This window comes from Horticoccus luteus (genome assembly GCF_019464535.1).
In the GTDB taxonomy this organism is placed as follows: Bacteria; Verrucomicrobiota; Verrucomicrobiia; order Opitutales; family Opitutaceae; genus Horticoccus; species Horticoccus luteus.
In genome coordinates, this window is the sequence record NZ_CP080507.1 from 1,755,108 (window position 1) to 1,775,975 (window position 20,868).

At 63.1% G+C, this 20,868-nt stretch carries 12 protein-coding genes; 4 read left to right on the forward strand and 8 right to left on the reverse strand.

Annotated elements, in window-relative coordinates; translation table 11 throughout:
* Positions 1-253 precede the first annotated feature (253 nt).
* The 3 genes from glnS to K0B96_RS07310 form a co-directional block, all read right to left on the reverse strand.
* On the reverse strand, positions 254-2,056 hold the full coding sequence (gene glnS / locus K0B96_RS07300; RefSeq protein WP_220165553.1) for a glutamine--tRNA ligase: 1,803 nt from the start codon (positions 2,054-2,056) through the stop codon (positions 254-256).
* 72 nt (positions 2,057-2,128) lie between these two features.
* The gene (locus tag K0B96_RS07305) at positions 2,129-3,850 is read right to left on the reverse strand and encodes a putative manganese-dependent inorganic diphosphatase (protein WP_220165555.1); all 1,722 of its coding nucleotides are present in this window, start codon (positions 3,848-3,850) and stop codon (positions 2,129-2,131) included.
* Between the two features lie 99 nt (positions 3,851-3,949).
* Positions 3,950-4,708, reverse strand: coding sequence for a type II secretion system protein (locus K0B96_RS07310; protein ID WP_220165557.1), 759 nt, complete (start codon positions 4,706-4,708; stop codon positions 3,950-3,952).
* A 102-nt stretch (positions 4,709-4,810) separates the two neighbouring features.
* Between K0B96_RS07310 and ilvE the strand changes: the two genes are divergently transcribed.
* From ilvE to K0B96_RS07330, 4 genes are all read left to right on the forward strand, one after another.
* Complete coding sequence (gene ilvE, locus K0B96_RS07315) at positions 4,811-5,677, forward strand: branched-chain-amino-acid transaminase (protein ID WP_220165559.1); 867 nt, start codon at positions 4,811-4,813, stop codon at positions 5,675-5,677.
* Between the two features lie 161 nt (positions 5,678-5,838).
* Complete coding sequence (locus K0B96_RS07320; RefSeq protein ID WP_220165561.1) at positions 5,839-6,345, forward strand: UvrB/UvrC motif-containing protein; 507 nt, start codon at positions 5,839-5,841, stop codon at positions 6,343-6,345.
* A 4-nt stretch (positions 6,346-6,349) separates the two neighbouring features.
* Complete coding sequence (locus tag K0B96_RS07325; RefSeq protein WP_220165563.1) at positions 6,350-7,441, forward strand: protein arginine kinase; 1,092 nt, start codon at positions 6,350-6,352, stop codon at positions 7,439-7,441.
* 15 nt (positions 7,442-7,456) lie between these two features.
* The gene (locus K0B96_RS07330; RefSeq protein ID WP_220165565.1) at positions 7,457-9,985 is read left to right on the forward strand and encodes an ATP-dependent Clp protease ATP-binding subunit; all 2,529 of its coding nucleotides are present in this window, start codon (positions 7,457-7,459) and stop codon (positions 9,983-9,985) included.
* A gap of 89 nt (positions 9,986-10,074) precedes the next feature.
* On the opposite strand, the gene K0B96_RS07335 is transcribed toward K0B96_RS07330, so the two are convergent.
* The 5 genes from K0B96_RS07335 to K0B96_RS07355 all read right to left on the reverse strand — a co-directional run bounded on the left by K0B96_RS07335 (position 10,075) and on the right by K0B96_RS07355 (position 20,856).
* Positions 10,075-12,282 (reverse strand): immunoglobulin domain-containing protein, encoded by a 2,208-nt coding sequence (locus K0B96_RS07335; RefSeq protein WP_220165567.1) that lies wholly within the window; start codon positions 12,280-12,282, stop codon positions 10,075-10,077.
* A 98-nt stretch (positions 12,283-12,380) separates the two neighbouring features.
* Positions 12,381-15,047 carry a DUF6242 domain-containing protein gene (locus tag K0B96_RS07340; RefSeq protein ID WP_220165568.1) on the reverse strand — a complete coding sequence of 889 codons (2,667 nt, stop codon included), beginning with the start codon at positions 15,045-15,047 and terminating at the stop codon, positions 12,381-12,383.
* Between the two features lie 104 nt (positions 15,048-15,151).
* Positions 15,152-16,036 carry a response regulator transcription factor gene (locus tag K0B96_RS07345; protein ID WP_220165571.1) on the reverse strand — a complete coding sequence of 295 codons (885 nt, stop codon included), beginning with the start codon at positions 16,034-16,036 and terminating at the stop codon, positions 15,152-15,154.
* Positions 16,033-19,851: a hybrid sensor histidine kinase/response regulator gene (locus K0B96_RS07350; protein WP_220165573.1), complete on the reverse strand. Its 3,819-nt coding sequence runs from the start codon at positions 19,849-19,851 to the stop codon at positions 16,033-16,035. Before K0B96_RS07350 ends, K0B96_RS07345 begins: the two co-directional genes overlap by 4 nt.
* A 51-nt stretch (positions 19,852-19,902) precedes the next feature.
* On the reverse strand, positions 19,903-20,856 hold the full coding sequence (locus K0B96_RS07355; protein WP_220166446.1) for a LysR family transcriptional regulator: 954 nt from the start codon (positions 20,854-20,856) through the stop codon (positions 19,903-19,905).
* Positions 20,857-20,868 lie beyond the last annotated feature (12 nt).

The window sequence follows — 20,868 nt, forward strand, 5'->3', positions numbered from 1 at the left end:
CAGCCTTAGGCTGTGGCGCCGCCTGTGGAGGCGTTGCTCGCCTCGACTGCGACGTTGAGCGCGGACGTGAAGCTCAGGTTGGTATTAGGCCTACGCGGCGCTCGATGCCGCGCGCCGAGGCCTCTTGCGCCTGCCAGCCGCAGAAAGGCGGAAGCTCAACGTGGGATTTCGCACCCGTCGTCGGAACGCGTGCGACCAAGGATGCGCCGGGCTGGCGGATGGATTCGAAGCGACTCTCGCGAATTTCGCGCGATTAGCTCTTTTGCACGGCCGGTTTGGCCGATGTGTCTTTCAGCGTCAGGGTGCGGTTGAAGACCAGTTTGCCTGGCTGCGAGTCTTTGGCGTCCACCGTGAAATAGCCGAGGCGCTCGAATTGATAACGCTCGTCGGGCGTGGCAGTGGCGAGGGCGGGCTCCAGTTTTGCCGTCACAATTTCGAGGGAGTGCGGATTCAAGACCGTGGTAAAGTCGGGCTCCGACGCTGGCTCGGGAACCGTGAAAAGGCGGTCGTAGAGCCGCACTTCCGCGTCGACGGCTTGCGTGGCGCTCACCCAATGGATGGTGCCTTTGACTTTGCGGTCTGCGTTGGGGCCGCCGGCTCGGGTGGTGAGATCGGCGGTGCAGCGCAATTCGACGAGCTGGCCGGTGGCGTCTTTCACGACTTCCTCGCATTTGATGAGGCAGGCGTATTTGAGCCGGACCTCACCGCCGGGCTTCAGGCGGAAATATTTCGGCGGTGGAATTTCGGCGAAATCGTCGCTTTCGATGAATACTTCGCGCGTGAGCGCCATCTTCCGCGAGGAAGGCGCGGCGGATTGCGGGTCGTTGACGGCCTCGCATTCGATCACCTCATCGGCAGCGAGGTTCGTGAGCACGAGCTTGATGGGACGCAGCACGCCGAAGCGGCGGATGGCGGATTGATTCAAATCGTCGCGCACGACGTGCTCGAAAAGCGCGAGATCGACGATGCCTTGGTAAGTCGTGACACCGGTGCCGATCACGAAGCGGCGGAGCGAGGCGGCGGTGACACCGCGGCGGCGGAGACCGGTGAGCGTGGGCAGACGCGGATCATCCCAGCCCCGCACAAATTTCTCCTGCACGAGGCGGAGGAGGTTGCGTTTGCTCATGATGGTAAAGCTCGGGAGGAGCTTGCCAAATTCGTATTGGTGCGGCAGCGGCCGGGGCAGGTCGAGACTCTCGAGCACCCAATCGTAGAGCGGGCGGTGGACGACGAATTCGAGGGAGCAAAAGCTGTGTGTAATGCCTTCGAGGTAGTCGCTCAGGCAGTGCGCATAATCGTAAAGCGGATAGATGCACCACTTGTCGCCGGCATGATGATGCGGGATGTGGCGAATGCGGTAAAGCAGGGGATCGCGCAACCAGACATTCGGCGAGGCCATGTCGATTTTGGCGCGCAAGGAACGGGCGCCATTGGGGAATTCTCCGGCGCGCATCCGGCGGAACAGGTCGAGATTTTCCGCCACGGAGCGGTTGCGCCACGGGCTGTCGCGCCCGGGCTGATCAGGGGCACCGCGATACTGATCGGTTTCCTCGGGGGTGAGGTCGCAAACATAGGCGCGGCCTTTCTCGATCAAGGTGACCGCGTATTCGAACAGTTGCTCAAAATAGTCTGACGCGAAAAACGCTTCGGTGCCGGGCCCGGGAGGAACCGCGGCCAGCAAATAGTCGGGGCGGCCATCCGTGGTGATGCGCGCGGGGTGGGCGCCTTTGGGTTTAAAACCAAGACAATGGTCAGCCCAACCGGCGATGAGCCACTGGATGTCAGCAACGATGGCGTCGACGTATTCGATGTCTTCTTTGACCGGGTTGGTGTCGTCGAAGCGCAGGTTGCACTGGCCGTCGTTTTCGCGGGCGATACCGAAATTCAGACAGATGGACCGGGCGTGGCCGAGATGGAGGTATCCGTTGGGCTCGGGCGGAAACCGCGTGACAATCTTCGAGTAGCGCTTCTCCGCGACGTGCTGGGCAACGATGTCGCGAATAAAATCGCTGGGCGCGCCAGGCGTGGGGCCAGATTCAGTGGGCTCGACGGTCATAGCGGAAAACGATGCAGCTCGGGGCAGCGCGATGCAACGCTCCGTTGCAGCCGCGCGCGGAAGGATGCTGCGTTAACCGTGGCGGTTGCGGGCGGGCGAGGGCAGCACGCCTTCCGCAGTCATTTCCTTCAGCAAACTCGTGAGGTAGGGAATGAGTTGCTTCTTTCTGCTCACGACTCCCGGCAGATCGAACACCCGGTCCTGCTCCACGTGCGAATAGGAGATGCGGCGGATGACTTCAGGGTCGCCCTTCACCAACATGAGCGAGTTTTGGGTGTTGATGTCGGTGACCAACAGGCAGGCAAAGGCGAGATTCTCGCTGTGCGTGAGTTCGGTCAGTGCTTCGGCGAGATTTTTCGCGTTGGCCCAAAAGTTATTAAATCCGAGTTCTTCGACTTGGGAGACGGAGAACTGCACACCGTCCTCTTCGTAGATCTTGAAATCGGACCGCACGACCTTCGCGGGAGCGCTGGCCAGAATCACCGAGCCCGAGCTGAAGATGAGTTCGGCCAGTTCCTTGGGTTGCACCTGTGCGATCGAAGACAACCAGTCCAGCAGCTGGGCGTCCTTGGACGTAGACGTGGGACTTTGGAGCAGGAGCGTGTCGGAAATAATGCCCGACATCATGAGGCCGGCGAGGTCGGGATCCGGTGTGTGACCGGATGAGCGGAAGAGCCCGGCGACGATGGTGCTCGTTGAACCGATCGGTTCGTTGAGAAACAAGATTGGCTGGGGCGTCGCGAGCGGTCCGAGACGGTGGTGATCGATGATCTCGGTGATCATAACTTCGTCGGCGCCGGGAACCGCCTGCGTGAGCTCGTTGTGATCGACGAGAACGAGGCGGGTGGGAACGGGGCGAAGAATATCCGATTTGGACAGCACGCCGAGGAGCCGGCCGTCGTCGGCGAGGACCATGTAAGCCGGGGCGGAGGAGACGGCGAGTTTCTTCCGCATGTCGGCGATGCGGGTGTCGGGGCTGACGATGGTGAAGTTGGTATCCATCAGTTTCGAGATTCGCCCCGCGGTGCGAATCACCCACGCGGTGGTGGCCGAATCATACGGACTAACGATGAGGCTGACGCCGCAAGCGCGGGCCCGGGCGACGACTTCGTCGGAGACGGGCAGGTTGCCGGTGATGACGAGCAACCGCACGCCGATGTCCATGGACTTGTTCTGAATGTCCACGCGGTCGCCGACGATAATCGCGGACTGACCGGGCGGAATGCCTTCGGCCTGCGAAATGCGCCAGAACGACGTTATGTCCATGGCGCCGATGCGAACGAAGAGGTCTTCGGTGCGGTTTTCCTCGACCATGTGCAGCACGCGGGCGCGCAGCGCGCGCGCCAAGTCGGCCAGGCTCGTATGCACTTTCCGCATGAGCTTTGGCTCATTAACCTTGGGAAGAAAGAAGTGCCCCAGCGTGAACACCGAGACTGTGCCCGCGAGACGACGATTTTCATCGACGACGGGCAGCACGCGCAGGTCAAAGCGATCGATGAACTCCAAGGCTTCCGCGCAGGTGGCGGTCGGCGGCACGGAGACGACTTCGGTCGTCATCAAATCGTGAACGCGCGGGGAGACGTCGCTCAGGTAGAGCGGCAGCGGGTGGTGAAACCGCGAGAGAATCGTATCGATGCGCGCGTTGGAGTTGCCGCACCGCGCCGGCACGTAACCGTGTTCGCCGCACGCCGTTTTGTAGGCGGCGTAGGCAATGGCGGAGCAGATCGCGTCGGCATCGGGGTTGCGATGTCCGACCACGTAGGTCAAAGGCGAGGAAGGCCCGGCGGCTGTCATGGGTGTAGTCGGAAAGCAATAAGTGGCGCGAGTGCCGGAGGGAAAACAAAAAAGCCCAGCAGGTGGGCTGGGCGCAGAACGATGAAGAAGGAAGGCCGTCTAGTTGGGGGCGACGGGTGGGGTGCCCGCGCTGGTGCCGATCGTGCCGCCTTTGCCGTAAACGCGTTGCGTGGAGGTGCGGGGAATCGCTTGGAGAATGTTGTTGGTCAACTTGCCGTTGCCTTGGGTGAGTTTGCCGGTGGCGGCGGTCGCGCCGAGGTCTTGGTAAAACTGAACATTGCCACCCAAAAAGGCGATGTAGCCGCCGATTTCGCCGTAAACCGAGGTGCCGTTGCCGTCGGAGTTGTTGTCCCATTTGCCATCGGTTGCGAGGCCGCGGGTGAAGGCGACAGGCGTGGTTGCGGGGTCGCTCATTTTCAGGCCGCCGACCATCTCGATGCTGGGTGTCTTGGCGGTGAAGTCGGCGTTGAGGGTGTTTTTCGACGAGTCAGCGCCGTCCAGCACGAGCGCGGGAATGGTGCCGTCGCTTTTCGGGTCGGTTTTGGAAAAATAAAGTGAACCGTCGGTCAATGCGCCCGACTTGGCGAGCAGACCGGCCCAGACGTAGACTTTCTCGCCGGTGATGGACGGGGCCGGAGAGCTGTTCGGGTCGGGCAGGCGATCGTTGTTGTCAGCCGCATAAATCATCGCGGCCTTGGCGATCTCGCGGAGATTATTGGCGTCGACGGCGCGTTGCGCTTTGTCGCGGACAGTGCCGACGGTCGGGATGATGATGGCGGCGAGGATGCCGATGATCGCGATCACAGTCAGCAACTCGATCAACGTAAAACCCCGGGGGTAACGGGACAGTTTCTGCATGAGGTAGGGCGCGGCAGAGTGCGGGAAAGAACTTCGTGGACACAAGGCAGAAAGGCCGCCGCAGACTGGACAAAGTTTTCGGGCTCCCCGTAGTCTGGGGAAATGAAAATTTACCTGGATGGCAAATTCGTGGACGAAGCAGAGGCGAAGATCTCCGTTTTCGACCATGGATTGCTCTACGGCGACGGGGTGTTCGAAGGCATCCGGCTGTATGGCGGGAACGTTTTCCGACTCGAAGAGCACCTGGAGCGGCTCGAGTATTCCGCGAAAGCCATCCTCTTGAAATTGCCGCTGTCGCGGGCGGATTTGAGCGCAGCGACGTGCGAGACGTGCCGCCAAAACGGATTGAAGGACGCGTATATTCGCTTGGTCGTGACGCGCGGTGTGGGCGACCTCGGCCTCGCGCCGTGGCTGTGCCCGAAGCCGTCGTTATTCATCATCGCGAGCAAGATTTCCCTCTATCCGCAGGAATACTACGACAATGGTCTCGCCATCGTGACGGTGCCGACTCGCCGCATCAATCCGGCGGCACTGCCGCCCACGATCAAGTCGCTCAACTACATGAACAACATCCTCGGCAAGATCGAGGCGAAGCAGTTCGGCGCGTTGGAGGCGATTATGTTGAACGATCAGGGCTATGTGGCGGAGTGCACGGCGGACAATGTCTTTCTCGTCCACAAAGGTGAGATCATCACGCCGTCGGCTTCGCAAGGAGCCCTCAAGGGCATCACGCGTGGGACGATCTTCGACATCGCGAAAGAGCTGGGCGTCCCGATGCGCGAGGCAAACGTGACGCGGTATGATATCTGGTGCGCCGACGAATCGTTTCTCACGGGATCGGGCGCGGAAGTGATACCCGTGGTCAAGCTCGATGGCCGGGAGATCGGCACGGGGAAACCGGGGCCCATCACGCAGCAGGTGCTGGCGTCGTTTCGTCGGCGTGTGCTGGTTGAAGGCACGCGCATTTGACGTTTGCCCGGTCACTCTCGCGAGTGTGTTCGGTGCGACACCTTTGCCCGCACGCGGTGTCACACTGGATGCGCATTGGCGCAGCAATTGAAGGTCCCGCCTCTTGCCACCCCGGCGGCACCATGGCATGTTAACTGCACAGAACTTCTGACGCTCAAACTATGGCCAACCCGCTGAAATGTGATCTTTGCTCGAAACCGGCGACCGTGCACCTCACGCAGATCGTGAACAACAAAGTGCACAAGATCGACCTGTGCGAAGCGTGTGCGCAGGCGAAGGGCGTCACTGACCCCAGCGGGTTCTCGCTGGCTGATTTGCTGTTAAAAGCTTCCCTCAATCCCGAGGCCGCGACGACCGGCGTGCGGTGTGAGCAATGCGGTTTCACGCAAACGGATTTTAAGAAGCATGGCCGTTTCGGCTGTCCCGCGTGCTACGAGACATTCAAAGGCATTCTCGAGCCAATGCTCGACAACATGCACAAGGGCACCGTGCACACCGGCAAAGTGCCGCAACGGGCACTCGAACGGAAATCACTTTACGACCGCCTGACGAAACTGGAGGTCGATCTCAGCGATGCGATCAAGTCTGAGCGTTACGAGGATGCAGCGCGCTGCCGCGATGAAATCAACCAAGTCAAACAGTCCGTCGCGACCAAGCCGTCGCGCTAACGCCATGGATATTGCCACGCTCATCGACAGTCCGTCCGAGCTCACCGATTCAGCGGGGAGCAAGACGGCGATCGTCTTGATGACGCGCGTGCGTTTGGCTCGCAACCTCGACCGCCGTTCGTTCCCCGGCTGGGCCAACGAGCAAGACAAGGCGGCGATCCTCGAAACCTGCCGCGCGGCCGTCGCGAGCGCACCGGCGATGCGCCGCGGCCTCAACGTGGCGCTCGCTGATCTCTCAGATCTTGAACGCCAGATTCTGGTGGAACGGCATTTGATCAGTCGCGAGCTAAGCGGCGCCAAATCCGGCGCCGGCCTCGTGGTCAGCCGGGATCAAGCGGTCGCGGTGATGATCAACGAAGAGGATCACCTGCGGATTCAAGTGTTGCGCTCGGGACTTCAACTGAAGCGGGCGTGGAATACCATTAACGATCTCGATTCCAATCTGGAGGAGCGGCTCGATTTCGCCTATTCGCCCACGCTTGGGTATCTGACGGCGTGTCCCACGAATCTCGGCACGGCGATGCGCGCTTCCGCGATGATGCACCTGCCGGCGCTGGTGATTGCGGGGCAGATGGAGAAAGTCGTCCGGGCGGTCAACCAACTCGGCATGGTCGTGCGCGGCTTGTTCGGCGAAGGCTCGGATGCGAGTGGTAGCATTTTCCAAATCTCCAATCAGACGACGCTCGGTGAGGCGGAGGAAGAGATCATCAAACGCCTCGGCAGTGTGCTGCAGTCGATCATCGATCACGAAGTCAACGCCCGCGAAAAGTTGATCGAGTCCGACGCCGGCAAGCTGTTCGACAAGATCGGCCGCGCCTACGGCATTCTGCAAAACAGCCACATGCTCAGTTCGAGTGAAGCGATGAACTTGTTGTCGCTCGTGCGCCTGGGTGCCGACTTGGGCGTGTTCCCTGCGGAGCAACGTTCGATTATCGACCGCCTCCTCATCGAGGCGCAGCCCGGGCATTTGCAGCATGCCCAACGCGGCGAATGTGACCCGAGCCAGCGCGACCTTTTGCGGGCCGCGCGCCTCCGCACCGAATTTGCAAATTTCGGCCGGCCCGAGTTCTCTCCTTCACGCAACGGCAACAATTAACCCCTTTACCATTTCATGTCACAAGAACCGATGAATAATTTCACCCCGCGGGCGCAGCAGGTGCTCGCGCTGGCGCGGAAAGAGGCCGACCGGTTTCACCACAACTACGTGGGCACCGAACATCTGCTGCTGGGCTTGATCAAGCTCGGTCAGGGCGTCGCCGTGAGCGTGCTCCAGAAAATGGGTCTCGACTTGGAGACGGTGCGTTCAGCCGTCGAGAAGCAGGTCGGCACGGGGCAGGAAAGCAAACCCGCCGGCAGCATCCCTTACACACCCCGCGTGAAAAAGGTGCTCGCGCTCGCCGGCAAGGAGGCGAAGGCGCTCAACCATTCCTACGTCGGCACAGAGCACATTTTGCTCGGCTTATTGCGCGAAGGCGAAGGAGTGGCCGCGCGCGTGCTCAAGTCGCTCGACATCGACATCGAACGCACCCGCAACGAAATTTTGCGTGAACTCGATCCTCAGTTTTCCGCCGGTGAAGGCGGTGGCGGCGGCGAGGAATCGGCGGCGGGCAACGGTCCGGTCCGCAGCGGCGGCGGCGGCGGCGAGGACAAAAAAGAGGTCAAGACACCGGCGTTGAAAGCGTTCGGCCGCGACCTCACTGAACTCGCGCGCAAGGGCGAGATGGATCCGGTCGTGGGTCGCAAAAACGAGATTCGCCGTGTCATCCAGATTCTCTGCCGGCGGACCAAGAACAATCCCGTGCTGATCGGTGAAGCCGGCGTGGGCAAGACGGCCATCGTCGAAGGACTCGCGCAGGAAATCGTGGCCGGCAACGTCCCCGAGATCCTGTTTGAGAAAAAGGTCATCACGCTCGACCTCGCCCTCATGGTGGCGGGCACCAAATACCGCGGTCAGTTCGAAGAGCGGATCAAAGCAGTGATGGACGAGATCAAACGCGCGAAAAATGTCATCCTGTTCATCGACGAGATGCACACGATCGTCGGTGCAGGCGCCGCGGAAGGCGCGATGGATGCGTCCAACATCTTCAAGCCGGCGCTTTCGCGCGGTGAGTTGCAATGCGTGGGCGCGACGACGCTCAACGAATACCGGAAATACATTGAGAAGGATTCGGCGCTCGACCGCCGCTTCCAAAGCGTGAAGGTCGAACCGCCGTCAGTCGAAGACACGATCACGATTTTGAAGGGAATCCGGAGCAAATACGAAGATCACCACAAGGCGACCTTCAGCGACCGCGCCATCGAGGCGGCGGCGAAGTTGTCGGATCGCTACATCACCGGACGGTTTTTGCCCGACAAGGCCATCGACGTCATGGACGAGGCCGGTTCCCGCGCACGCATCGCCGCGCTGACCCGTCCGCCGGATGTGGAAAACATGGTGAAGGAAATCGACGAAGTCTGCGCTCAGAAAGAGCAGGCGATCGCTGCCCAACGCTTCGAGGAAGCGGCGAAATTCCGCGACCATGAGAAGCAGTTGCGCGCCAAACAGGAGGAGATCACGGAGTCGTGGAAGAAAGCTCGCGATGAAAAGCGGGTGGAGATCGACGACGAGCTGATGATGCAGGTCGTCGCCGATTGGACCGGCATCCCGCTGAACCGGATGGAGAAGAAGGACAGCGAGAAGCTGCTCGCCCTGGAAAAGGAGCTGCAAAAGACCGTGATCGGTCAGGACGCGGCGGCCAGTGCGATTGCGCGCGCGCTCCGTCGTTCCCGGGCGGACCTCAAGGATCCTCGGCGGCCGATTGGCTCGTTCATGTTCGTCGGGCCCACGGGCGTTGGCAAAACGATGCTCGCGAAGCAACTCGCCGCGCAGATGTTCGGCAACCAAGAGGCGATCATCCAGATCGACATGTCGGAATACATGGAGAAGTTCGCCGTCTCGCGTTTGGTCGGCTCGCCTCCGGGCTACGTCGGCTACGAAGAGGGTGGGCAGCTCACCGAGGCCGTGCGGCGCAAGCCGTATGCCGTGGTGCTCTTCGACGAAGTCGAAAAGGCCCATCCCGACGTCATTCAACTGCTGTTGCAAATTTTGGAAGACGGCCGCCTCACGGATTCCCTCGGGCGCACGGTCGATTTCCGGAATACGATCATCATCATGACGTCGAACGTAGGCGCGCATTTGCTGCAGCGGCAGACGTCGATGGGATTTGCGGCGGCATCTACGAACATCAATGATTCGGAGAAGATGCGGGAGAAGGTGCTGGAAGAGTCGAAGCGGGTGTTCAAGCCCGAGTTCCTCAACCGCATTTCCGACATCATCTTCTTCCATCCGCTCACGCGGGATGATCTCGTGAAAATCGTGGAGCTCGAAACCGCGAATTTCTCGAAACGGCTGTCGGAACGGAAGATCACGCTCGAGTTTACGGCGGAAGCGAAGGCGCTTCTGATCGAGAAAGGCTACGACGAGAAATACGGCGCGCGTCCCTTGCGCCGCGCGGTCGAGCAATATCTCGAGGATCCGTTGGCGGAAGCGATCTTGCGCGGCGACGTCAAAGACGGCGAGCCCGTGACCGTTTCGCGCGAAGGCGACAAGCTGGTCTTTCAGCAGCAAACGCCCGCCGCCGACACCGGCGTGGCTCCCTGAAAGCGCCAGCCATCTGTGGCCGAAAAAGCCCCGGAGCCGCAAGCCGGCCCCGGGGCTTTTCGTTTGATCGGTGCCGCGAAAAAGAAGGGTTACGGAATTTCGTAGACTTCGATGAGCCCGACGCCCGTCGTGGCATCGGCGCCGGCGAGTTGCACGGTATAAGCGCCGGGTTCCAACGTGAGAATGAAGGCGGCATCCTTCGATCCGGCCACGAGCGGGAAGGCGCCAACCGTGCTCGAAGTGGTCGCGATCGCGGGGCCGTCGTTGGTTTCCCAATCGTTGTTCGCGGCGATGGCGGTCGCGTTGCCGTTCGCAAAGAGCGTCAGCGTAGGATCAGCGAGCGTACCGGCAACGCCGTAGGAACCAAGAGTCGGACCTACGCCGCGCACGAGAACCCTCAGGCTGGTCGCCCCGCGGACAACGAAACCAGCGATCATGATATCGCTGCCGCTACCGACGTAGCCCCGACCCGAGACGTTGATCAACCGGCCTGACGTAGCATTGTAGGCGGTGATTTCCTGCGCATCGTATACTTCCGCCAAAAGAGGGCCCGTGCCGCCCGCGACACCGGTAACCACGATCGAATAGGGTGCAGGTTCGAGAGCGGGAGCATAAAGCGCGGCGTCTTTGCTGGTGACATTCGCGAACGGGAAGGCACCGACTCGAGCGCTGAGCTGAACGATATCGGCATCGCCCGCCCAATTGTCGTTTTCCGCGATCGTCGCGCCGGTCGCTTGCACGGCCAGGCGCAATTGAGGATCGGCGAGGGCGCCGGATACGCCGTAGTCACCGAGAGTGGGGCCGGCGGCGCGCACCAACGTCGGTTTGGCACCCGGTCCGCCCACGACGGTGCCGACGATGAGCGCCTGGTCGGCCGTGCCGCAAAAGCCGCGGATGGATACGTTCACGATGTGCCCGGCACTCGAGGCATCGACGAGCGTGAGGGTGACGGCCGAACTCGTCGTGGTGCCCACGTCGTTGGCAATATCGACGGTGTAGGAGCCGGCGTTGGCGGAAGTGGCATTGTGCACCATCAACGTCGCGCTGGTCGCGCCCGTGAGGGCCACGTTGTTGAGTTTCCACTGATAGCTGGTCCCTCCGGTTGCGACGACAGTGAAGACCGCCGTGCCGCCGGCGACGACCGACTGAGATTGCGGCTGCGTGGTGATGACCGCGGGTGCCGGCGCGGCGGCGCCCGTGACGGTCAGGACCAAAGGGAGGTTTTGAATACTGAACGCCGCTTGAGAGTTATCCTGACCGACGAGCACGTATGTGCCGTTACCGTAGGCGATATCGTAGGGGAGATAACTGCGGACCAAAAAGCCGGACTGGGGCGTCGGATTGGCGGGCAGATATCCGACGGGCGTCCAACTCGCGCCGTCAGCCGAAACCATGTAACCGCTCTTGCCGGTGGAGAGATCGACGGATTGGGCGACAAATCCTGCACTCGTGAAGCGCGGCGTGCCTCCGGGCGGAAACCAGCCGGTCGGCGCAGTGGTCGTGAGTTTGGTGAAGGCGACCCCGTCGGCGCTCCGGTATTGGAAGCCGTTCGCCGAGGCCACGAGGATGCCGTTGCCGGCCTCCACGCGGCTGCCGCCCGGCACCGTCAGGCTGGAAAGCGCCGTCCATGTTTCGGCGTCCGAACTGGAATAAGTCGTGCCGCCGAAGCCATTGATACTGGAGAAGAATTTTCCGTTGGAATAGGCGAGATCGAGATGGTCGAAGCCGACCGCGTTGGCCACGACGGGACGAGACACCCACGTGACGAGATCGGTCGAAGCGACTTGAGCGCCGTTGCTGGCGGCGGCGACATACAGCGTCGGGCTGGCATCGAACTCCTGCACGTTGATCCGACCATCGGTGACTTTGTTCGCCGTCCACGTCAGGCCGTCGGCACTTGAGTAGCACCACGTAGTGCCGGCCACGCCGCCAAGGGTGTCGCCGAAGCCCGTGAAGAAAATGAATTTTCCGTTAAGGTAGTGAACCTTCGAGGTCTGGAAGGTGACGAGCGTGCTGTCAGGAAGCGCCTGACTTCGCCCGGTCCAGGTGGTGCCGTCCGGGCTCGTCGCCCAACGGATGACGGTTTCCTTGGTCGACGCGCAGACTGCAACGAAGAGGCCGTTGCCATAGGCGACGCCGACAAATCCGACGGCTTGAGGATCAAGGACCGCTTTGCCGGCATTGCCAAATGTCGCGTCGAGGCCGGTGTTGACGACGGTGAACGTGGGTGTCTGGGCAAACGCGGAGACCGCGGCGAGGGCGAGAAGCAAGCCAAGCGAACGAGCGAGGAGGTGCATGGGGCCGAAATTTAAGGCAACTGGCTCGCCCCGAAAATACGCACACGTGCGTAGATGATGCAGCGTCGCGCCCGAGCGGGCGGGCGCGACGCGCACGTTCATGGCATCGCGTAAATCTCGACGAGCGCTTCTCCGGTGGTGCCGCCGACGCCGGAAACCTGCACGGTGTAGGCGTTGCCGGGTTGCAGCGTGAGCAACACCGCGGCGTCTTTGCTCGCGTGCGGAAGGTCGAAGGCACCCACCGTGGTGAACGAACTGGCGAGGGAGGGATCCCAGTCATCATTGGCAGCGATCGGCGAGCCGCCATCGTAGACCGAGAGTTGCGGATCGGCGAGGGCGCCGGCGACGCCGAAGGTGGTGAGCGTGGGGCCGACAGCGCGGATCAGGAGTTGGCGAGGCCCGGCGCCGCCGAGCACGAAACCGGCAATGAGAATATCGTTGCCCGTGCCCACACGGAAACGCGTGGAGAGATTAACCATCTTGCGACCATCGTCCGGGCCGGCGTCGTAAGCTTCTACGAGCACGGAACCGGTGTCGGTGGCGGTCGCTTGCGCCGTGTGGGGGCCGCTGACCGGCTGCAAAAACGCCGCGTCCTTGCTGCCGGCGTCGAAGGCAAAGGCACCGAGACTCGCGAAGGTTGAGGCGAGCGAGGGATCCCAGTTGTCGTTGGAAGTCACCACCGTGCTACCGTCGAAGAGCGTCACGTTCGGGTCGCTCACGCCGGCGACACCGAATTGCGCAAGGGCCGGGCCGGCGGCGCGGACGAGGATGGGCTTGGCGCCGCCGTCGACGACGAAGCCGACGATCAGTGTCTGCGCCGCGGTGGTCGCGGCGCGAACGGAAAGATTGGAAAGGTAACTTGGCGGCGCGGCAACGACGAGGAGGTCGCCCCGCAGAATGGTGCCGGCAGAGCCGATGCCGACGACGACCGAGTCGTGGGCGACCGTGCGTTCGATGAGAGAATTCGGAGCAAACGAGTTTTCGACAGGTGTCCAGGTCACGCCGTCTGCGCTGCTGTAGGCGGCGGCGCCATAGCCGGCGCTGCGCGCGATGAACTGATGCCCGACAAACTTAACGCTACTCAGCGCAAAAGTCGTCGGCAGCGCGTTGATGGTCCAGTTGGTTCCGTCCGGGCTTGTGACGGATTGCCGATCACTGTTCAGGATGACGAAGCGGTTGTTGCCGTAAGCGATGGACTCCGGGCTGGCGGTCATGCCGGTCGGCGTGGTGTTGGACCATGCAATGCCGTCGGCGCTGGTGAAGAGTTTAGGCGCGGTGGAACCGTAGCCCAGCATGGCGAGCACGAATTTGTCGCCGCCGAAGACCAGGCCGACGGTGTTGCCGCCGGAAGAGGCGATGCCGACGGCGGCACTCCACGTGACGCCATCGACGCTGGTGCGCGCGCCGAGGGCAGTGGCGTCGTAGGCGGCGACAAATTTGCCGTTGCCGCAGGCGACGTCTTTGTAGCGCTCATACTGGGTTCCGCTGACATTGGTCCAGGTGGTGAGGTCGGAGCTGTGATAGATACCGGCGTAGTCAGCGGTGACGTAACGCGTGCCGTTATAGGTCAGGCGGCCGAAGTTGGCGGTGGTGCCGGTGTTGATTTGGGTCCACGTCGCGCCATCGGGACTGGTGAGGATCGTACCCCCGGCGCCCGACGCGACGAATTGTGTGCCGTCGAAGATGAGGCCGCTTAGGTCGTTGATCGTGCCGGTCGACTGCCGTGTCCAAGTCACGCCATCGAGCGACGTGGTGATGGAGCCGTAGGAGCCGAAAACGAAAAAAACGTTGTTGGCGCAGGCCGTCCAGGAGACGCCTTCGAATTGCGCGCCGAGCTGGCGGGCGGAATTGGGAAGGGCGGAGGTTTGTTTTGTCCAGGAAACGCCGTCCGGGCTGGAAAAGACGAGTTTGCCGCCGGCGCCCACCACGGCGGTCGGCGAAGCGCATACGGAGATGAGTCCCACGCCGCCTCCGCCACCCGCGAGCGCGTTGGCAATGGTCCATGACGTGCCATCCGTCGACGTGTAGGCGACCGCGTTGAAATTGTTGTCGCGGCCGACGGCGATGAACATAGTGCCGTTGAAGGCGACATCCGAAATGTAAGGCGCCGAATTGCCGATGCTGCCTGCGACGGCGATTTGCGTCCACGTGGCACCGTCCGCGCTCGTGATAACGGAGTTGCCGCTGCCGGCCACCACGAAGCGGCCATTGCCGTAGGCGCTGCCTTCCGGGATGATCACGGTGTCGGCAGCAAGCGGCGACCACGTCAGGCCGTCGGGACTGGTCAGGACACGGGCGCGAGCGGCGGCGCCGCCGCCCAAGACCCAGAGTCCGTCGCCATGCACGACAGTGTGATATTGCGCGTTGTAGGAGGCTGCGACTGTGGAGTTGATGGTCCAGTTGATGCCGTCGGCACTCGTCATCACGAGGCCGGCACCCGACGCGTCCGGCGTGCCCATGCCCACGGCGACAAACAAACCGTCTCCGTAATCGATCGAGTTGAGCACCACGTTGGCTGTGCTCATGCGTCGAATCGTCCAGGTAACGGTGTCCGGACTGGTGGCGATGGTGCCGTCCGCACCGACAACGACGTAAAGACCGTGGCCGTAAGCCGCGTCCTTCCACGCGATGGAGGCCGGGAGAGAATTCGCCCACTGCCAGTTTTGCTGGGCGAGCAACGGAAGCACGGCGAGCGCGAGCGGGACCAACCTCGCGACGGAACGGAACGCGCAATAAAGGGCGCGCTGAACGGTGAGAAATTTCATGACCCGCCGAGTCTAACGGCCTCGGGAGACCTGCGGAATACGTAGACGTGCGTAGCCTAATTCCACCATCGCGCGGCCGGGCGGTACGACGCGGCGCGACGGAATCAGCGGGCGTCCGGCCGAAGAATTTCCAACGCAGCGACGGTAGCGGCGGTGCGTGTTTCGCAGCCGAGTTTGCGGAAAATATTTTCCACGTGCTTGTGCACCGTGCGGACGTTGGCGCCCAGAATGGTTGCTACGTCGGGATTACTTTTCCCTTGGGCGATCCAATACAGAATCTCCGCCTCGCGGGGCGTCAGGCCGAGCGCAATCAGGGCCGGCGGGCCGAGAGTGGAGCGTTTCTCGTCGAGCATGAGCAGCACGAGATCAGTGCGCCCGGTTTCCGCGAAACGACGGACATCAAGCGGGGACTCGGCGTCAGCCAGATTCGCCGGGAGAGCGCCGGCGTCGCGGGCCGGGAAATGCTGGTGCAGGAGATTCTCCGCCCGGCGGGTCGAAAAGACGATGCGCCCGGCGGCATCCACGAGGAGGACGGCGCGATCGAGCGACTGGCTCAACTCGTTCTCCGCTTCGATGCGCAGCGCGAGTTCGTCGGCGAGGGAGCGTTGCAACGCGCGGATTTGGAGATGGGCGGCGACACGCGCCAGCACCTCTGGGGGATACACGGGTTTAGTGATGTAATCGACGGCGCCGGCCGAAAATGCGCGGACTTTTTCCGCGGCGTCGTGCAATGCAGTCATGAACAGAACCGGCACCTCGCGGCACCGCTCATCGCGCTTCAAGATGGCGCAAAGCTCGAAGCCATTCACCTGTGGCATCAGCACATCGAGCAGGAAGAGATCAGGGGTGTTGTGCGCGAGCAGGGCGAGGGCGCTGGCCGCGCTTTCGGCGACGAGCACATCGTAACCGGCGTCGCTCAGGGCATCGAGCATGAGCGAGATGTTGGCCGGCGTGTCATCGACCACGAGGACCTTGGCGGGCGGGCTCATGTCACGGGCGAATCGCCGAGGCGCCCGGCCAGTTGCCGGCGGATTGCTTCCATCTGGAAGGCGGTGGCGGCGATCTCCAACTCGCGCAGCCCGGCATCGGTGGGGAATTGTTTTCGCAGGACCGCAAGGTGTTCACGGAGCGGACGAATTTCGCCGCGACGCGCGAGATCGAGGAGTTGCCGAAGATCGCGCAGAGGAACGTCACCCGGTGCGGTGGAGCTGAACGGCGACGATGATTCTTCGTAACGCCAAGTGAGCCGAAGATGGAGGCCGAGTTTCGCCAGCAGTTCGGATTGGCGGAAAGGCTTGGGCAGAAAGTCATCGCAACCCGCGGCAAGCGCTTCGTCGCGATTGAACGAGAGCACCGAGGCGGACATCGCCACGATGGCGATGCGCGCGGCGGCAGGGCGCGTGCGCAGGGCGCGCGTGATGGCGATCCCATCCATGTCGGGCATGCGCAGATCGACGAGCACCGCGTCGAAGGCTTGCGCATCGAATTTCGCAAGGGCGGCGAGTCCCGTGTCGGCTTCTTCGCAAGCGAAACCCAAAGGGGTGAGCAGCTCCACGAGCACAGCGCGATTCACTGCCACGTCGTCGACGATCAAAAGCCGTCGCCGCGGACCGGCGTAGGCGAGGGGCTGGCGCATGGTCGGCGCGGAGGCGTCGGCGTCGACGGCGAGCGGTTCGAGCGCGAGTGAGAAGGAGAAGGTGCTGCCGCATCCGAGTTCGCTTTCCACGGTGATCGTGCCGCCCATGAGCTGCACGAAGCGCTGGGCGATCGCGAGGCCGAGACCGGTGCCGGGCTCGGGTGGGCGCGCGTCCGCCGCTTGATGGAACGGCTGGAAAAGTTGGACTTGATCCGCCGGCGTGATGCCGACGCCGGTGTCGACGACAGAAAAATGCACGAGTCCGTCCGCGCAATCGACGCGGAGCGTCACGCTGCCGCGGGCGGTAAACTTGACGGCGTTGCCGAGAAGGTTGTCGAGCACCTGGCGGAGCTTCTGGGCGTCGCCGATCACCTGCCGCGGCAGGTCGCCGGCGGTCTCAAGAGCGAACTGGAGGCGTTTTTGGTTGGCGCGCGGTTCCAAAGTGGCGGCGACGTCGTTGAGCAACTGGGGCAGGTGAAACGGTGCGGGGCGCAGCTCGATTTTGCCGGCTTCGATCTTCGAGAAATCGAGCACTTCGTTGATCATGCGCAGCAAATGCTCGCCGCTTTGCGCGACGACGTTGACGCGCTCGCGGTCGCGCGGAGCGAGTTCGGCCGAGCGCAGCAGCACGTCCGAGTAGCCAATGATGCCGTTGAGCGGCGTGCGCAGCTCGTGGCTCATGTTGGCGAGGAAAACGCTTTTGGCGCGGTTCGCGGTGTCGGCCGATTCCGTGGCGGCGTGCAATTCGGCGGTGCGATCAAAGACGAGTTTTTCGAGTCGGCGGCGTTCGCGTTCGGACGCGGCGGTGCGCCAGCGCACGAGGCCGAAGACCGCGCCGAGGGTGAGCAGTCCATAGCCGGCATACGCGGCGGAGCTGCGTTGCCAGGGCGGAGCGACCGTAAAGGCAAGGGCGCGGGCGGGGCTGGTATGTCCATCGCCATCGACCGTGCGGACTTCGAAGACGAATGGCCCGCCTTCGAGATTCGTGAACACTGTCTCGGTTTCCGTGCTCGGCGCCGACCACGTTTCGCGAAAGCCGGCGAGGCGGTTTTGGAAACGGGGGCCAGTGCCGGGAGCGTATCGCGTGGATGCGAAACGAATCACCATTGGTTCGGTGGAGTAGTGGAGTGCGGCTGCGGCAGTCGGCGCGAAGGGCAGCGATTGCGGGCGGCCCTCGGCGGTAAAATTGGTGAGGATGGGTGCCACCGCGTCGTCGGGCGCGCGCAGGCGCGCGAGATCGATGCGGATGAGTTTGTCCAAGCCGCGCGCCCACAAAACACCACCGTCTGGTGCGGGTTCGAAAAGACCAAGTTGCAAGCCGCTTTGTCCGAGAAGCGAGGCGATGGCGGCCGGCGCATCGGTCATTTCGACGGCGCCGGTCCGGGTGGCGTGAAGGCGCACGAGAGGGCGTTCGGGCGTGAGGCGATTGGAGCCGTTGGTCGCCCACGCGTCGCCGCGGTCGGCGCGGATGAACGCTTCGAAGAGGCGGAGTTTTCCGCCGGCGGCGAGCAACGCTTCGTCGGGGACGAGGCGATCGGAGGTGGAGTCGTATTTGAACGGCCCAAGTTCCGTGGCGAAGCGCGATCCGAACGGTGTTTGCTCGACAAACACCCAACCGTGGCCCGCGGGGAGACCGTTGTTGTCTGCCTGATAATTTTTGACGCGGGCGTGGGCCCAGCTCGACGCCTCCGCGGCTTTGCGTGCGAGGAAAACGCCGCGCGTCGCGGTGGCGACCCACAGCGTGCCATCGGCTTCCTCGACCATCGAATACGGTTCACCGTCGATGCCTTCGATCCGGCCTTCGTCGTGCCAGCGGCCGTCGGTGAATCGCAGGGCGGTGACGTAGTGATCCCAGCCGACGAAGATGCGTTCGGGATCGGTCGAGGAAACGGCGAGCGAGGTGACGTTGACCGCCGAGTCCACCAGCGGCGTGATCGTGCCGTCAGCGAAGAGTTGCACTCCGGTGCTCCCGAGGATGAGGCCCCGGGGGTGACTCACGAGAGCGTTGTATTTTTGTTGCGGGGGCAGTTCCGAAAGCGGCTCCCAATGCGCCCGGCCCTTTGCAGCGGCGGGGATGAGGTGGAGCACGCGGTTGCCAAAAACAGTGAACAACGTGCCGCGGTGGCGCACGAGAGCTTGCGTGATGGCTTCGCCCAGCCCGTTGGCGTCGTCGAATACGGTCGCCGCGCCTGTGCGGTCAATGCGCGTGATGCCATTCTGCGTGGCGGCCCAGAGCCCGCGCTCCCGATCTTCGCCGAGGCCGATCACCACATCGCTCGTGAGCCCGTCCGCCGCGGCGATTTGCTGCGCCGTTTCGCCATCGGCGGAGAGGAGAATCACGCCGCCATTGATCGTTGCCAGCGCATAGCTGCCATCGCGCAGCCGTTGCCCGCTGAAAAATTGCGCATCACCGGCGGCCTGGCGGGCGGCGGTGCCCCACGGGGTCGCGTGACCGGCGGCATCGAGCCGGAAGAGTCCATCCTGCCCCAATGCGAGGAGCGCGCCGGGCCCGTCGACCGGCAGGAGGAAGGCATACTGAGGGTTGGCCATCGCGCTGGGTATGGTCCAAGGTTCGAACTTATCACCACGAAGGCGCAGGATCCCTTCCTTGCCGCGCAAGAGAAATACTTCGCCGCCGACGACATCCACGGCGTTGCGGATGCCGGGCTCGAAAGTCCATGTGTGCACGTCGTGACCGCGAACACGAAAGACGGCCCGGTCGCACGCGATGTAGATGTCGTTTCCGACGCGCACGACGCGGCGCCCGAGCCCCACCGGCTTCGCGTCGGCGGGCACCTTTTCCAAGAGCGAGATGTAACGCCAACCGCCGAAACCGTCGGCTTCGATGTAGCCGAGAACGTCTTCGCCGCCGACGAACATCCGGCCTTGTGGTCCTTCGACGAGTTGTCGAACCCACGAGGTGGGCACGGCGGCCTTGGTCCATCTATGGCCGTCGAAAAGGACGGCACCATTTAACGACCCAAACCACATGCGGCCATCGCTCGCCTGCGTGGCGCACCAGACTTGGTAGTGGCTCTGGTAGTCCTTCGGCGAATAGCGCGAGATCAACGGCCGGCCTTCCTCGGAGAGCGCGAACGCGGGCAACGGGGCGAACGCGGCGAGGACAAATAACAGCCACGCAGTTCGTCGCAGAAGGGCGCTGGACATGGAGAATTACCCTGTTTGCGCGCGGAGGGGAGTCAACGTCCCGAGGTTGACCTACGCAGATATGCGTAGCCGGCGGGTTCCTTTGGCGGAAGCCTGGGGCGTGTGGTCGCCCGCGGCGACGGCGAGAAAAGACGCGAGGGCGGGTTCGGCGGTGGCGTCTTCGCGCCAACCGAGCACGAGCCGGCTCTCAGGCGCGGGTCCTCCGAGGGCGTGGAAAACCACATCGGGCGGCAAGTGGCGTGCTTCGGACGGCGTCATGAAGGTGGCGCCAAGGCCGGCGCGCACGAGGCCGATGGCGTTGGTGCGCGGCCAGACTTCATCGGCGATTCGCGGAGTCACCCCGGCCCGGGTGAACGCGGCGAGGATGCGATCGTAGAAGCCCGCGTTGTGAGAGCGCGGAAAGAGTACAAACGGGGTGTCTGCGAGGGCCCGCAACCGCACGGTGGCGGCCGAAGCCAGCGGGTGGGAGGAAGGCAGCAGCACGCCGTTGCGCTCGTGCAGGAGCACGCGTGTGCGCAGGCCGGCGGTCGGCCCCGCGGGGTGGAAGAAACCGCAGTGCACCTCACCCGCCCGCAGCGCCGCGAGCTGGGCGGAGGTGGGCGATTCGTTGAGCTCGACGCGCACGCCCGGGAAGCGGCGGCCGAATTCGCGGAGGATGCCCGGCAGGACGGTAGCCATGGCGAGACCCGTGAACGCGACGCGAATATGGCCGGTCTGACCGGTCGCGAGCGCACGGAGCTCGGCGGGCAAAGCCGCGAGGCCGCGCAACAATGGCTCCATCCGCTCAAGGAGCAGGCGCCCGGCGGGCGTGACCTCCACGCCACGGCGCGTGCGGTTGAGCAGCGGGCAGCCGAGGGCGGCTTCGAGTTGCGCGATTGCCCGGCTGAGGGCGGGCTGAGCGACGGCGAGCGTTTCCGCGGCCTGACGAAAGTGGAGCTGGCGGGCGACCTCGCGAAAGTAAACGAGGTGGCGCAGCTCAAAGGGATACTGATACTCGCGCGGCATCACTGACACGCA